Source organism: Pseudomonas sp. NPDC087803, from assembly GCF_044742995.1.
GTDB lineage: Bacteria > Pseudomonadota > Gammaproteobacteria > Pseudomonadales > Pseudomonadaceae > Aquipseudomonas.
This window is the reverse complement of record NZ_JBIUVO010000023.1, coordinates 49,178-63,571: the sequence shown is the minus strand read 5'-3', so window position 1 is coordinate 63,571 and position 14,394 is coordinate 49,178. Positions and strand designations below refer to the sequence as shown.

10 protein-coding genes are annotated in these 14,394 nt (G+C 60.8%); 7 read left to right on the top strand and 3 right to left on the bottom strand.

Features of this window, described 5'->3' with window-relative positions; all coding sequences use genetic code 11:
• On the bottom strand, window positions 1-88 hold an 88-nt coding region (locus ACIOUG_RS14490), incomplete at its 3' end, for a hypothetical protein (RefSeq protein ID WP_401066499.1).
• A gap of 420 nt (window positions 89-508) precedes the next feature.
• Here ACIOUG_RS14490 and ACIOUG_RS14485 point away from each other — a divergent pair.
• The 3 genes from ACIOUG_RS14485 (at window position 509) to ACIOUG_RS14475 (ending at window position 3,452) form a co-directional block, all read left to right on the top strand.
• Complete coding sequence (locus tag ACIOUG_RS14485; RefSeq protein ID WP_401066496.1) at window positions 509-1,615, top strand: GGDEF domain-containing protein; 1,107 nt, start codon at window positions 509-511, stop codon at window positions 1,613-1,615.
• Window positions 1,608-2,543 (top strand): iron-sulfur-binding ferredoxin reductase, encoded by a 936-nt coding sequence (locus tag ACIOUG_RS14480; protein WP_401066494.1) that lies wholly within the window; start codon window positions 1,608-1,610, stop codon window positions 2,541-2,543. The genes ACIOUG_RS14485 and ACIOUG_RS14480 overlap by 8 nt, the downstream gene beginning before the upstream one ends.
• Before the next feature lie 159 nt (window positions 2,544-2,702).
• The gene (locus ACIOUG_RS14475; protein ID WP_401066493.1) at window positions 2,703-3,452 is read left to right on the top strand and encodes an enoyl-CoA hydratase-related protein; all 750 of its coding nucleotides are present in this window, start codon (window positions 2,703-2,705) and stop codon (window positions 3,450-3,452) included.
• A gap of 204 nt (window positions 3,453-3,656) precedes the next feature.
• Here ACIOUG_RS14475 and pyk read toward each other — a convergent pair whose 3' ends face one another.
• Window positions 3,657-5,108 carry a pyruvate kinase gene (pyk, locus tag ACIOUG_RS14470; RefSeq protein WP_003227610.1) on the bottom strand — a complete coding sequence of 484 codons (1,452 nt, stop codon included), beginning with the start codon at window positions 5,106-5,108 and terminating at the stop codon, window positions 3,657-3,659.
• Between the two features lie 172 nt (window positions 5,109-5,280).
• Here pyk and ACIOUG_RS14465 point away from each other — a divergent pair, with 172 nt between their 5' ends.
• Entirely contained in the window at window positions 5,281-5,667 is a 387-nt protein-coding gene (locus ACIOUG_RS14465) for a tol-pal system YbgF family protein (RefSeq protein WP_401066491.1), read from the top strand.
• A 231-nt stretch (window positions 5,668-5,898) separates the two neighbouring features.
• Entirely contained in the window at window positions 5,899-6,258 is a 360-nt protein-coding gene (locus tag ACIOUG_RS14460; protein WP_401066490.1) for a PilZ domain-containing protein, read from the top strand.
• A gap of 101 nt (window positions 6,259-6,359) precedes the next feature.
• Here the strand turns inward: ACIOUG_RS14460 and ACIOUG_RS14455 are convergent, their stop codons facing one another.
• A complete protein-coding gene (locus ACIOUG_RS14455; protein ID WP_401066488.1) occupies window positions 6,360-6,731 on the bottom strand; it encodes a DUF6124 family protein in 372 nt (123 codons plus the stop codon).
• Between the two features lie 491 nt (window positions 6,732-7,222).
• On the opposite strand from ACIOUG_RS14455, the gene ACIOUG_RS14450 reads away from it, so the two are divergent.
• Both ACIOUG_RS14450 and ACIOUG_RS14445 read left to right on the top strand, forming a co-directional pair.
• A complete protein-coding gene (locus ACIOUG_RS14450; protein WP_401066486.1) occupies window positions 7,223-10,747 on the top strand; it encodes a hypothetical protein in 3,525 nt (1,174 codons plus the stop codon).
• Window positions 10,744-14,367 (top strand): Tc toxin subunit A, encoded by a 3,624-nt coding sequence (locus tag ACIOUG_RS14445; protein WP_401066485.1) that lies wholly within the window; start codon window positions 10,744-10,746, stop codon window positions 14,365-14,367. The genes ACIOUG_RS14450 and ACIOUG_RS14445 overlap by 4 nt, the downstream gene beginning before the upstream one ends.
• The last annotated feature ends 27 nt before the right edge of the window (window positions 14,368-14,394 follow it).

Genomic DNA, 14,394 nt, shown 5'->3' with positions numbered 1-14,394 from the left:
GGATGAAATCCACGGGGTGGTAGTAGGAAATGAATTGCAGGGCGTCGGCAACGCTCTGAATCAGGTCATCTTGCTTGATCACGGTCATGAGTCGCGCTCCTCTAAAAGACGGGAACATTCAATAAGGTGCTTGCAGCTTGGGTGCATCGGTCGGTCGCAAGCACCTTTCAAGGCACGCCGGGGCTGCTGGCGCGACGCTAAAAAGGCGCGGCAGTATACCGCGCCTCTTCAGGGCATACACGCGCCGGCAGTCATTCGTTGGTCGCATGGTTGGCGCACAATCCCTGTAGGAGCTGCCGAAGGCTGCGATCTTTTGTCTTTTTCTTTAGAAAGCAAGATCAAAAGATCGCAGCCTTCGGCAGCTCCTACAGGGCAATGCACAAGGGTTTTTGACGTCAATTATCAGGCCCGAAAATCGGTGGTCATTTATCGACCGCCCCTCTAAAGTGGCATCCGGTCTGTAGAGTAGGACACTCGGTCAGCCTCCTATCGCACGGTGAGTCAACGATTGACCCATAACGCCATTCAACGCCTTCTGCTCAAGCGCTTTGCCCTCGCTGCCGCCACCTACGGATTGGCCTTGCTGCTGCTGTGGCTGGCGTTTTTCACCGGGCATTACCCGCAGTCATTGAGCAGCGTGGCCACTGGCAGTGCGCTGGTGGTGATCTGCCAGGCGACGTTGTTTGCGCTGTTCTGGTCCGGGCGCAACCAGCGCTTTTCCGACCCGAGCATGACGGAAGCGCAAGTGCTGCTCGGGCTCGGCTGGCAGACCTGGCTGATCGCCCATCTGGGTGAAGCACGTGGCGCATTTCTGGTGTTCTACGTGCTGATCCTGCTGTTCGGTCTGTTCCATCTGTCCCGGCGCGCGTTCATTCGTTGTGCGCTGCTGGTGTTCTTCAGTTTCTGTGCGATCACCCTCTGGGACGGCTACCACTTTCGCCTGCCGGATCCGGCACTGGCGGCATTACAGGTGTGCATCCTGGCGATGGTGCTGGCGTGGCTGGTGATTTACGCGCGCTTCGTCCAGGTTTCACGGCAGCGCATGCGCCAGCGCCGGTTTGCCTTGCAGGCGCATCAGGACACTCTGCGCGGGATGATGCGCCAGCTCGAAGATCTGGTGGCCACTGATGAGCTGACCGGACTGTTCAATCGCCGGCATTTTCTGCGTCTGGCTTCGCGGGAACTGGCGGAGATGGAGCCGGGTGTGGTGCATGGTCTGGCGCTGATCGACCTCGATCACTTCAAGCGCATCAACGATCTGCACGGCCACGCCGCCGGTGATCAGGTATTGCAGGCCTTCGCCGGCGTGGCGGGTGCCTGCTTGCGTGACGGCGACGTGCTGGCGCGCTACGGTGGCGAAGAATTCGTGGTGTTGCTGCCCGACTGCGATGCCGAACGCCTGACCGCCTGTTGCGAACGCCTGCGCATCGCCTTCACCGATGTCGAACTGGTGGGGCTGAACGTGCGTAGCCTCAGCCTGTCGGCAGGCATGACCCTGCTGGAACTGGGCGACGATCTGGACGACGCCTTGCAGCGCGCCGATCAGGCGCTGTACCGGGCCAAGCGCGACGGGCGCAATCGCTGTGCGGCGGCGTGGGAGAATGTGGATGCCTGAACTTCGCGTCGGTGACCGGCAATGGTCGGTGGCGGCGGGCAGCAATTTGCTCGACGCGCTGAATCAGCACGGCGTCGCAGTGCCTTACAGCTGCCGCGCCGGCAGTTGCCATGCCTGTCTGGTGCAGTGCGTGAACGGCTTGCCCGCCGACAGTCGCCCGGATGCCTTGAGCGCCGAACAACGCCAGGAAGGCTGGCGGCTGGCCTGTCAGTGTCAGGTGACGGAAGACTTGCAGGTGCACACTTTCGATCCGATCACCGATGGTCGCCCGGCGGTGGTCGAGGCGCTGGACTGGCTCAGTGATCACGTGCTGCGTTTACGCCTGACCCCGCAACGTCCGCTGCGCTACGCCGCCGGGCAGCATCTGGTGTTGTGGATCAACCAGATTGCCAGACCCTATTCGCTGGCAAGCCTGCCGCAGGAGGATCGCTTTCTCGAATTCCACCTCGACTGCCGCCAGCCCGGCGAATTCAGCGATGCGGCGCGGCGCCTGCAGATCGGCGACCCGATCCGCCTCGGCGAACTGCGCGGCGGCGCCCTGCATTATGACCCGGACTGGCACACCCGACCGTTGTGGCTGCTGGCGGCCGGCACCGGGCTGGGGCCATTGTTCGGCGTGCTGCGTGAAGCCTTGCGTCAGGATCACCAAGGCGCCATTCGCGTCATTCACCTGGCCCATGACGCGCGCGAGCACTATCTGGCCAAACCCCTGGCGGCGCTTGCCGCGCAGCGCGAAAACCTCAGCGTCGAGCTGTGGACGGCGGCCGACTCAGCCGCCGCTTTGGCGCAACTGCGCCTTGTTTCCCGGCAAACCCTGGCCTTAGTCTGCGGCTCAACCGCCAGCGTCGATGCGTTTGCCAAGCGCCTGTACCTGGCCGGACTGCCGCGCAATCAACTGCTGGCGGATGTGTTTCTGGCCCGCGGTTAAGCGCAGATCGTTATCGGATGAGGGAGCTCTTGTGGCGAGGGAGCTTGCTCCCGCTTGAGTGCGCAGCGCTCACAGGCTTTTGTGGCCGCTGCGCGGCCTAGCGGGAGCAAGCTCCCTCGCCACAGATGAACCTTGTAACCTGCCATGTTGAGAAACGCCATGACCGAAGCCATCCTGCTCGAACGCGAACGCGGTTTGCTTACCCTGCGCCTCAATCGCCCGGACAAGAAAAACGCCCTGACCCGTGCGATGTACAGTCGCCTCGCCGAGGCCTTGCAACAGGCCGACAACGACCCTGAAATCAACGCCGTGCTGATCACCGGCAGCGCCGAGTGCTTCACCGCCGGCAACGACATTGCCGACTTCATCCAGCAACCGCCGAGCGACCTCGACAGCCCGGTGTTTCACTTCATGCTCAACCTGCTCGAATGCCGCAAACCGGTGATCGCCGCCGTGGCCGGTGCGGCGGTGGGCATCGGCACCACGTTGCTGCTGCATTGCGATCTGGTCTATGTCAGCCGCGATGCGCGGTTGCGCATGCCGTTCGTCAATCTGGGGCTGTGCCCGGAATTCGGTTCCAGCCTGATCCTGCCGCGTTTGCTCGGGCACGCGAAAGCGGCGGAGCTGTTGCTGCTCGGTGAAGGTTTCAGCGGTGAACAGGCGGCGCAATGGGGTATCGCCACCGAGGCGCTGGGCAGCGGCGAAGCGGCACTGAGCAAGGCACGGGAGATGGCCTTGCGTTTCGATGAACTGCCAGCAGAGGCGGTGCGCATCAGCAAGCAACTGATGAAGGCGCCGGATCGCGAGCTGATCCGTAAAGTGATCGAGGAGGAGGGCGCGCTGTTCACCCAGCGGCTGCGCTCGCCGGAGGCATTGGCGGCGTTGACCGGGTTTATCAAACGCCATTGAGATTTTCGCCGGCCGGGCTGCCCTCATCGCTGGCAAGCCAGCTCCCACAGTTTTTGTGGTGGATGCAAAATCTGTGATCGCCGGCGAACCCTGTGGGAGCTGGCTTGCCAGCGATGAGGCCAGAGCAGATAAAAAATCTGTTGGATCATTATGCAAAAAGCCCCGGCACTCACATGCCGGGGCTTTTGGTTTTCAGCGATACACTCAGACCTGCGGGTCGCCCACGTGCAGGATCTTCATGCCGTTGGTGCCGCCGGTGGTGTGGTAGCTGTCGCCCTTGGTCAGGATGACCCAGTCGCCTTTTTCCACAACGCCGCGTTTGACCAGCTCGTCGATTGCCTTCTGGCTGACTTCGTTCGGTGCCAGCGAGGCCGGGTCGAACGGCACGGTGTACACGCCACGGAACATCGCTGCGCGGGCCTGGGCTTCGCGGTGCGGGGTGAACGCGTAGATCGGCACCGAAGAACGGATACGCGACATGATCAGCGGGGTGTAGCCACTCTCGGTCAGGGCGATGATCGCTTTCACGCCCGGGAAGTGGTTGGCGGTGTACATGGTTGCCAGGGCGATGCTTTCGTCGCAGCGCTCGAATTCCTTGCCGATACGGTGGCTGGACGTCTTGCTGGTCGGGTGCTTTTCAGCGCCGACGCAGATACGCGCCATCGCCTGCACGGCTTCCAGCGGGTACAGACCGGCAGCGGATTCGGCCGAGAGCATCACGGCGTCGGTGTAGTCGAGCACGGCGTTGGCCACGTCGGACACTTCGGCGCGGGTCGGCATCGGGTTCTGGATCATCGACTCCATCATCTGGGTCGCCACGATCACCGCTTTGTTGTGGCGGCGTGCGTGCAGAATGATCTTCTTCTGAATGCCGACCAGTTCGGCGTCGCCGATTTCCACACCGAGGTCACCACGGGCAACCATCACCGCGTCGGACGCCTTGATCAGACCGTCGAGGGTTTCGTCATCGGCCACGGCTTCGGCGCGCTCGATCTTCGCCACCAGCCAGGCAGTACCGCCGGCTTCGTCGCGCAGTTGACGGGCGTAGTTCATGTCGGCCGCGTCACGCGGGAAGGACACCGCGAGGTAGTCGACTTCCATTTCGGCGGCGAGCTTGATGTCAGCCTTGTCTTTTTCAGTCAGGGCCGGCGCGGTCAGGCCGCCACCGCGACGGTTGATGCCTTTGTGGTCGGACAGCGGGCCGCCGATGGTCACCACGCAGTGCAGTTCGGTAGCGGTGGCGGTTTCGACGCGCATCACCACGCGGCCGTCGTCGAGCAGCAGCTCGTCGCCCACGCCGCAGTCTTTCACCAGATCCGGGTAGTCGATGCCGACCACTTGTTGGTTGCCTTCGGTCAGCGGATGGCTGGTGGAGAAGGTGAACTTGTCACCGATCTTCAGCTCGATGCGCTTGTTGGCGAATTTGGCGATACGGATTTTCGGGCCTTGCAGGTCACCCAGCAGGGCGACGAAGCGGCCGTGCTTGGCAGCGAGGTCACGCACCAGCTTCGCGCGAGCCTTGTGCTCGTCGGGGGTGCCGTGGGAGAAGTTCAGACGGGCGACGTCCAGACCAGCCAGAATCAGCTGTTCGAGAACTTCCGGCGAGTTACTGGCCGGGCCAAGGGTAGCGACGATTTTGGTACGACGGACGGACATGCAAAGACTCCTGAGTTCAAGCGCCAGCGAAGGCTACTATGCTCCGAGGGTGTAGTCATTGTTCGAATGCACTACTTATCGTTTTCTTTATTGAACGTGGCAACTTTGGGACAAACGCGCCTGAAGATTTCCGACCAGGGGTCGATACAGAACTCAAGACAGGAGAACCCCCATGCGATTGTTGCCCATTGCCGCCCTTGCCCTCAGCGCCCTTGCCGCCACGGGATGTACCCGTTGGGCGATGAACCACCATCTGAACAACGCCTACAGCGCCTATGATCGGGGCAATTGCGAGCAGGTGATGCTCGAACTGTCCAAGGTCGAACGCGACAGCCGCGCCCGCCCGTATGTGTGGCCGGAAGTGTCGATGATGCGCGGCCAGTGCCTGGAACGGCAAAAAATGTACATCGACGCGGCGCAGACCTACCAGTTCATCATCGCCTCGTACCCTGCCAGCGAATATGCCTTCCGCGCCCGCGCGCGCCTGGAAACCCTGCAGAGCCTGGGGCACTACCCGACCCGCAGTTCGGCAGCCGTGGCTCCTGCGCCGCGTTATTAAGGGTGGTTGTCATACAAACGCTGGCTGACTGTACAGCCTGAGCTATAGTCGAAAGATCCGGGTCTGGAGCCAATGCTCCGATTCCGGGGCAACACCTGCGACTGGTCAGTGGTTACGTGACGGCGAATTGGCGACCGGCACACCGGAAGCGGGGAGAGCGCGGCTGCGATGCAGGCGCGTTCCGAAGCAAAGGTGCGGCTCTGTGATGGAGCCTTGTATGGCGAACTGCGCATGTTTACCGACCGCCGAATAGAACGGCATCAGTTGCCGTACTTCCTCAGAGTGTTCAACAGCGTCACCGACAAACCCATCGGCTTTCTGGGCAACGTGTCCGACGACGGGCTGATGCTCATCAGTCAGTTGCCGATGATGATCGGTGCCGAATTCCATCTTCGTCTGAAAATCCCCGCCAGCGATGGTTGCCAACAGGTGATCGACCTCAATGCGTGCTGCCTGTGGTGCCACGAAGACGCGACGCCCCTGCATTACGACGCCGGTTTCAGCGTGCAGCGTCCACCCCCGGAATATGCGCAACTGGTGCAGGCGTTGAAGCAGTACTTCAGCTTTCAGCCCCTGCCTGCGTCTGCCTGATACAGCGAAAGCCAAAGCAAAAGATCGCAGCCTGCGGCAGCTCCTACAGGAAAATTGCGTTCCCTCTGTAGGAGCTGCCGCAGGCTGCGATCTTTTGATCTTCAAGCCATCAAGGCAATCGCTCGTTCACTGTCCAGCGTCTTCTCCGCCAGCAACAAACCCATCTCGCTCAACTGATAGATCGCCATCGCCAGGTGCCGTGGTTTGTCTTCCAGGCTGTCTGCCAGATCCAGCAGCAGAATGCTCACCGAGGAAAAGGTCTCGTAGGTCTGGATGGCGATGGCTTCGGGATTGAGGTCGGGGGCAACGCGGAACATCTGCATGCCGCGATCCACGGAATTGCGCGAGGGCGGTTCAGGTTTGAGGTAGTGGTCGAGGGCACGCTCGGCGGCTTCGTGGAGCTTTTTTGAATCGGGGGATTGATAGGGGGAAACGGTATCGGTTTCGGGTGGATTCGGAGTTGCTTTGAACATGGCGATTTTCCCTTGAATGATGCCAGCACGATCTCGCGACTAAACGAGAGGGTGGCGGCTGAACGCAGGTTAGTCGACCGGGGGAAACCATCACCAAAAACCGGCGCGCCCGAAGGCGCCCTGCGAACAGCCACCATCGAGTGCGGGGATAGGGAATACCCGACTTGATGACGCTTATACACATTGGTGAATCCCCCGGGCGACTAAACCCGACCACTGATTGGCAGCGGCACGGATCACGTTACGGGGCATCAGCCAAGCGCACAAGCCGGCGGATTCTGGCGGATCTGTAGGCAAAGGCGCAAGGCGTTGTAGTTTGCTGCGCGTGTCGAAGTAAGGCGTGGAAAACATTAGCTGTTTTGGTGATCAACCAAGGTTTTTTTAGACATATTTGATCTTTTCAACTGTCAGTTCTGACAGTGGTGACGCGCAATCAGCGCACGTATGTTGACCCACAACGTGAGCTAGTCATTGCCCGGAGCACTGCTGACATGAGCGACACCTTCGACGACGAAAAAGGCAGGGCCTGGCTGGATGCCGAAAAAGTTCAGATCAGTGATGCGCGGGTTACGGAACTGGAGGACGGGTCGCTCCGGGAGTTGGGCGACGGTGAGCAGTTTTCCGAGGTGTTCTGGGCGGATGCGGTCCAAACAACGCTTTACCAGACCCACCCGCGGGTGGAAGAGCTGCAAACTCAGATGGTGTGCCAGTACAAGTTCGAGAACAACCGGATCTATGTGAAGACCTTGCGTTACAAGATGACCACGCGAGGTCCCGCCGTATACAGGGCAAACATAGATCTTGGCCTGCAGGCCGGCACATGGGTGCGCAAGGATTCCCCTGACTCCATGGCACAAGACACCCTATGGCACGACTATGTTGTCTATATCGACTCCCCGCTCGGACCTCCTGATTTTGGCGTGACGCTGGCAATCCGGGTCGACTATGACGGGAAGAATAATGACGTGGACCCCACTGAAGGCTGGGGGCTGGATATTTACCCGGCGCAGAAACCGATCATCGAGGTACCCGCCAATAACGCAGAAGTCACGATGCCGTTCTCTGTGGCCGGAAAAAACGGTTTCTACGCCGCCAGGATTCGTCTGAAGTACCTGTACAACGGCACTGAAACCATATTCTACGAGATGAACGTGGAGCGGGATGGAACCTGGAGGGGCACCATCAGCCTGCCGGACAATATCCTGTCTTTCTATGCCGAGCAGGTCATACGCGGAGAGTATTCGGGGAACTCCAATACCGTCACCATCCGAAAACCCCCAATTTACGTGGCACCCTACATCCACTCTCCGGCAAACGGCGCGGTGTTCAATTCTGCCAGCGGATTACTGATCAAAGGCCGCGGTACCCGGGGTAAAGTCATTGATGTCATGACACCGGGGGGCGCTGTTTTACACGGCACGACAACCGTAAAGCCTGACGATACATGGGATGCCACATTCGCCCAGGCCAACTATCCCAACGGCGGACGCGTCGATATCACGGCTGGCCACCGTGACATGAATGACTGGACCGATCCGCAATACTTCACGTTGATTTTCGCGCCAACGATCACGACGCCTGCCAGTGCCGCAGTGACCGATCCGCGAGGCCCGATAGAAGGGGGGAGGGCTGCTTCAGGCGCGGTGGTCGAAGTCCTCAAGGACTTCGAACATTCATTCAAGATCGGGCAGGGCACAGCGGATGCCAACGGACAATGGCGCGTCACGACGTTCACTCGAGACATGCCGCCCGGAGCGTTCGCGATTGTCGCCCGGCAAACATTATCAGGGGGCACTTCCGAGATTAGTCTGCCCCGTGTGTTCAAGGTTCGCCCTCCGGCGTTGACCGCAGTCAGCGTTACCTACCCGACCCTCACGAGCACCGAGTTTTCCGGCTCAGGTTTTACCGACGCCACGGTCGAGATAACGATTGTCCGAGGTCCGGCAGGTGCGGCACTGCCACCTGCCGTAGTCGTGGCTGCAGGGAGTTGGAGAACGACCTCACAGAACTGGCCCATCGGCGACTACGATCTGAAGGTCGTGCAAAGGGTTTCCGACAACGCCGGCGGCTGGATTCCCTCCCAAGAGTATCTGTTCAAGACATCTTCAAAACTGCCGCCGCCCACGGATGTGGAATACACCGTCACTGATTTCACTCCTCGATTCACGGGTAAAGGCATAGTAACGGCGACCGTCTACGTCCGGGACAAATCAAGTGGGGGCGAGGTTGCACCGCAGGCTCAGGTGACGGCTCAGGGGTGGGCGACTACCGCAATGAACGCCTGGGAGCCTGGCAGCTCGCGGACCGTGCTTGTGTTGCAGAGAATGGGTGACGCAGAGTCCGAAGCCGTCGAGCGTGTGATCAATATCGAGAAGTTTCCACTGCCGACCAACGTGCAGTACACGGTGGAGAACTACACCCCGACCTTCTCGGGAAACGGGGTCAACGGGGCGACGGTCGTACTACTCAAACCGGGAGGTGAATCGGCGGGTCTGCCGGAAGCCGCGGTGAGTAACCAACGGTGGTCTAGCCGTGCGTCGACCGCTTGGGGGCCAACCTACGGGAGAGAGATTCATATCGCACAAAAGCTGAACGATCAGTGGTCGGACTGGTTGAAGCTGTTTGTTGACATTCCACTGCTGGCCCCGCTGATCACTGCCGTCGAAGACGATGGACTGTCACCAAAAATCTCCGGCACCTGCTGGCCCGGCGCGACGCTGAGCCTGAAGTACAGCGACAGTGCGACCGAGCACCGGCCGGTCGGCACCAGCGGCACGTGGACCTTCAAGCGCGACGCGGGGTTTGCTCCGGACAAGGAGCATACCGTGACGGTGATCCAGACTTTCGCCGGGCGCGCATCGCCGCCAGCCTCGCGAGCGTTTTCGGTCACCCCGGAGCGGCCGCTGATCACCGAGCCGGGTGAAAACTCAGACATGCATTACGACCTGATCGTGCGCGGCATCAACGGCTATAACGGTGCCACGTTGCAGCTGCGTGACGCGCAATTCGGGCGGAATCTGGGTGAGCCGAAACGCCTGACCGCTCATGGCGCCTGGTTCATCGAACTGAAAAAACTCGAGTTTCGCAAATACCAGATCGACGCCAGCCAGACCATTGCTGGCAGGGAATCCCTGCGCAGTGACGTGCGCAGCTACTTTGTAGTGCTGTTGCCGCCAGTCATCGAGGTGCCTGCGCAGAACCAGTCACTGGCGCGCACCTCAACGCTTTCGGGCACTGGCGAACCCTATGGGCAGGTGACGATCTGGCGTGAGAGTCCGAGCGAAATCCTGCTCGAAAAAATCCCGGTCAGCGCCGAGGGCAAGTGGCGTGCCGAGGTCACGTTGCCGGTCGGCAACTACAACGTGAAAGCCCGGCAATTCTTCGAGACCCATGAGTCGAAGGAAAGCCCTGCGCGCACTTACAAAGTGGTGCCCGCCGCGCCAATTATCGAAAGCCCCGGGCGGGGCGTGCACATCGGTCGAGCGGTGGTGGTGTCGGGCTTCGGCTATCCGGGTGACACGGTTGCGGTGGGGCTGACCGGCAGCAATGGCACGCTGCGCGCAAGCAGTCCGGTGCTTGCGGACCGTACCTGGTCGTTGACGCTGGAGCCGGCTCAACTCGGCGGCATTTGCGACCTGGTGGCGGTGTCTTCGCGTGACGGCTTCGACTCTGCGGCCTCGGCGGCCCATCCCGTGGTGCTCGGCACTTACCTGCCCGCTATTGATGAACCGGCGCCGGGACGCTGGCTGGAAAATCCGCTTCGCTTCGTCGGCAAGGGGCGGGCGGGTGTCGGGCGCGTAGTGCCCTGGTTCAACCCTGAGAACCCTCTGAGCGCAGGCATTGCCGTCACCGCTCAAGGCTGGCGCGGCGAGGCGACGCAAGCGTTGCTCCCTGGCGGCCACTGGTGCCGGTTCCAGCAGACCATCACCGATGCTGCGGATGGCTCGACCGTTTCCGACTGGGTGGAAAGCGAGCGTTTCGACATGACAACGATTCCACCGGGAGCGCGACCATGACCGAGCCTGTGATCCGTCCAGTGCAGCAGTTGCTGACGCAAGTGTTCAGCGATGAACAGCGCGAAACCTATGCCGACTTTTGCGAGTACCTGGAAAGCGGCGGCTCGATTTTCCCGCTGGTCGAGCAAGGCGTTCAGGGCCTGGTCAGCGCTTACCGGATGAACCCCGACGACGCCCAGGCCTTTTTACGCAGGGCCAACAGCCTGGCGGTGTACATCCGGCGTCAGTTCATCGAACACTCGTTGAGCGGTTCGACAGCCCAGGTCACTCGCCCTGCCAGCGGTCTGTTGTCGATGGTTGCAGGTCCGAGTTACGAGCAACTGTTCAGCCCGCAGTTCGACGCCTTGTGTCCGCCGCAGGCACTGGAGTCGATCACCTCCCCGGTGGCTTACCTGATCGAGTTGTTGCGCTGGATTGAGGAGAAAATCTACGCCGTTGGCACCGACGAAAGCCTCGATTTGCATGATCGCCGCAAGGATCTGAAACAGCTGCTGGTCGACTTCAACGCTGTGCATCAGGCGGTGTCGGCGCTGGACATCATCGTCCCGGTGCTGGAAACCTTTATCGAGAAAAATGATAAAGCTCCGGATCTGGAAGAGGCGCTGATCCAGGCGCGTTATCCCAATGGTCTGCCTTATTACCAGCATTGGGTCACGCTGGATTATGTCGCCCGTGAACATGGCCTGTCGGTGGGCAATTTCGCGCATATGGTGGATTTGGCCTACCCCTATTTCCTGCAGCCCGATGCATCGGACAACGATGCGGGCCGCGCCTTTACTCACGCGTCGCGGCTGGGGCCTTATCAACGTGAATTGTTGACGGAGGCGCCCACTGCCGACGCGGGAAAAATCGACTATTACGAACGCAATTTCGGTGCGACCGGGGTGGAGTGGCAAAACCTCAATCAGGTGAAATTCTTTGGCGAGCGCACGGGGCTGGACACCCGGGATATCGAGGCATTGCTGTCGATTCGCGGGTTCGCCCCGACGCGTTCGGCCAACGTCAAAATATATGACAGCGAACACCCGGGCGCTGACGAGAGTCAGCGATCCGGCTCGGTGTATCTCAATGCGGCTACCCATCCGGCACTCGGTATTGATCACAGGGGAGAAGGTGCAGCCTTCCTGCATCGTCTGACGCAAGACACGGCCGTGATTGACCGCTACGAACGAATGAATCGCAAGTTGCGCCTGGCCCGCTGGCTGGAGCTGCCCAGTGAGCAGGTGGATGCGTTGTTGGCTGCCGCGATCAAGGCACAGGCTCGTGTTGCCGCGCCGGAGCACCCGTGGTGGATTTCCAGCCACCAGGTGCATGCCCTGGGCTTGTTCCAGTCACTGCGTGAGTACTATGGCTGTTCGGCGGAAGACTTTGCGGCATTCATCGACGATGTGTCGATTTACGGTCGTGCCGGGGTGCCATCACTGTTTGATCGTACCTTCAACAGCGAGGGCGGATATCGCCAGCCGCTGGTGCTGGACGGCGCGACGTTTACAACGCTGCCAGCGCAGGGGGTGGCGGAGTTGACGATCACTCAATTGTGCAGCGGATTGGGCATTGATCTGCAGACTTACGCCTATCTCGCGGTAGCGATCGAACGGGCGCACGGCTTCAACGGTACGCTCAAGCGCACCCCGGCAGTCATTTCGAGCTTTTACCGTTTGGTGAAGTTGCCACGTCTGCTCGGTATCAGCCCGGTCGAAGGGGTGTTGATGCTGACATTACTGGGGGGCGAGAGCTGGGTCGACGGGCTGGCAGGCTCGCCACGTATCCATGCACAGCGCAATGGCGAATCCCCGCCGGACGTGCTCAACCTGATTTACGCCCTGCATTCCTGCGTGTCCTGGTGCAAGGATCGCGAAATCCCCGTGTTGTGGATGCTGCAGCAGGTGGCGCCGCCGCAGGCCCTGGCGGTCGCCACGCAGGCTGAACGTCAGTTGTTCGAGCAGATCCGCAACCTGCTGGCCGCGACGCTGTTCAACAATGCCGGGCTGTCGATGGCCGGTGTACCTTCGCTGGTGGGGTTGGACTGGCTGCAATTGCTGACCGAATTGGTCGACCCCGCAGGTTTGGTCATCGACCTGCAGTTACCCGAGGCGCAATACCTGGGCTTTGCCCGGGAAAAGTTCGACCAGGCAATCAGGGAAGGGCTGGGCGAAAACGACGCCAGCGTGCGGGGCATTCTCGTTGAACGAATGCTCGGCGTGCTGTTGCAGGCACGGGAGGCGCAGGTCTCGGTCGCCAGGGAATGCCTGGCGGTGTACACCGGCCTGGATATCGAACGCGGCTTGCAGATGCTGATCTGGGCGCAGTCCACGGTTTATCAGTTGTTATCCAGCGTCCAGCAGCGCGCCGAGCGCGACGCGCTGGAGGCACTCAGGCCTGCTGCACGTGCCTCGGAACAACCCGATCCGTTGTTGAGTCTGCTCGCCGACATACGACGTCGCAGTACGGTGGCAAGCAAGCTGGATTTGACGGCGGTGTTGCTCGAAGACTTCCTGCAATACGGCCATAAGGCCTGGATGGCTCAGGACGATCGGCATCTGCTGTCGATACGCACGCTGTATTACCTGGCCTCGCTGAACCGGGCTTTCGAGTTGAGCGAGCAGCCGGCCGGCAAGCTGCTCGACTACCTGCGTCAGGTCAATGCCTTGCCCGACCCACTGACAGGCGATGCATTGCGGCTGGCGCAGCAGGCGGCATCGTTGCGACTGGCGGCGTTTTTCGACTGGAGCGTGCAGGAGGTGCGTGAGTGCGTCAGTCGCATCGACCCGACGTTGAAGATCCTCAAGACCCTGCCCCAGCTCGATTTGTTGATGCGCATCCGCGTATTGGCCCGGCACAGCGGCATGGACGCCCTGACGATTTTCCTCGTGGGCAATCTGCCGGAGACCGTAGACAAGGATGCCTATCAGATCGCCGCCGAGCGCGCGCTGCTCAGCCTTTCAGACACTCGCGAGTCGGTGGTTGCGTTCGCCGATGAGGTGGCGCAACCGCTGGTCACCATGACCTGTGTCGTGGACAAGACTGAGGTGGTGGCCGGCAAACCCGGCGAGAAAGCCATGTTTACCGTAACGCTGAAGGACGCCGACAACCAGCCGTTGAGCGGCGTCCATGTGCACTGGCAGGTCAGCCTGGGCACGCTCAAGGAGCAAGCCACTGAGATCGATGGGACGGTGACGGTCGAGTATCTGCCGGGCAAGGTCATGGGGCAGGAAACCCCTCTGTTCTGGCTTGACCTGATCGACGCGCAACAGGCACCGGCCATCAACATCGCCGACGACGCCGGAACACTGTTCTTTCCGTCGCCATTGAGGGCTCAGGTTCCTCTGGAGCCGGTGCCGGCGGGGCAGGAATTCGGGTTGTACGCCGTCCTGCAAGACCCATACAAAAACCTTGGACGCAATCGTCTGGTGCGCTGGTTCGCCAAGGAGGTGGGCGGCGACAGCGGCTCTGTGGTGATCCGGCCCGAACAGAATCATACCGACGGCGAGGGCGTTACACGGGTGTTCGTAGCGAGTCCGTCAGGCGGCACGTTCGAGATCAGTGTGCTGTGCGAGGCCAGTGGCAACTTAATAGTTTTTGACCCGATCACCTTTGCCGCTGCGCCAACTCCCCAATGACAGTATTCGTTGACGGAGCGTTTGCTC

Coding starts and splice junctions, on each gene's coding strand:
- ACIOUG_RS14445 (WP_401066485.1), top strand. CDS start 10,744: ATGACCGAGCCTGTGATCCGTCCAGTGCAGCAGTTGCTGACGCAAGTG.
- ACIOUG_RS14450 (WP_401066486.1), top strand. CDS start 7,223: ATGAGCGACACCTTCGACGACGAAAAAGGCAGGGCCTGGCTGGATGCC.
- pyk (WP_003227610.1), bottom strand. CDS start 5,108: ATGTCCGTCCGTCGTACCAAAATCGTCGCTACCCTTGGCCCGGCCAGT.
- ACIOUG_RS14475 (WP_401066493.1), top strand. CDS start 2,703: ATGACCGAAGCCATCCTGCTCGAACGCGAACGCGGTTTGCTTACCCTG.
- ACIOUG_RS14460 (WP_401066490.1), top strand. CDS start 5,899: ATGTTTACCGACCGCCGAATAGAACGGCATCAGTTGCCGTACTTCCTC.
- ACIOUG_RS14455 (WP_401066488.1), bottom strand. CDS start 6,731: ATGTTCAAAGCAACTCCGAATCCACCCGAAACCGATACCGTTTCCCCC.
- ACIOUG_RS14465 (WP_401066491.1), top strand. CDS start 5,281: ATGCGATTGTTGCCCATTGCCGCCCTTGCCCTCAGCGCCCTTGCCGCC.
- ACIOUG_RS14480 (WP_401066494.1), top strand. CDS start 1,608: ATGCCTGAACTTCGCGTCGGTGACCGGCAATGGTCGGTGGCGGCGGGC.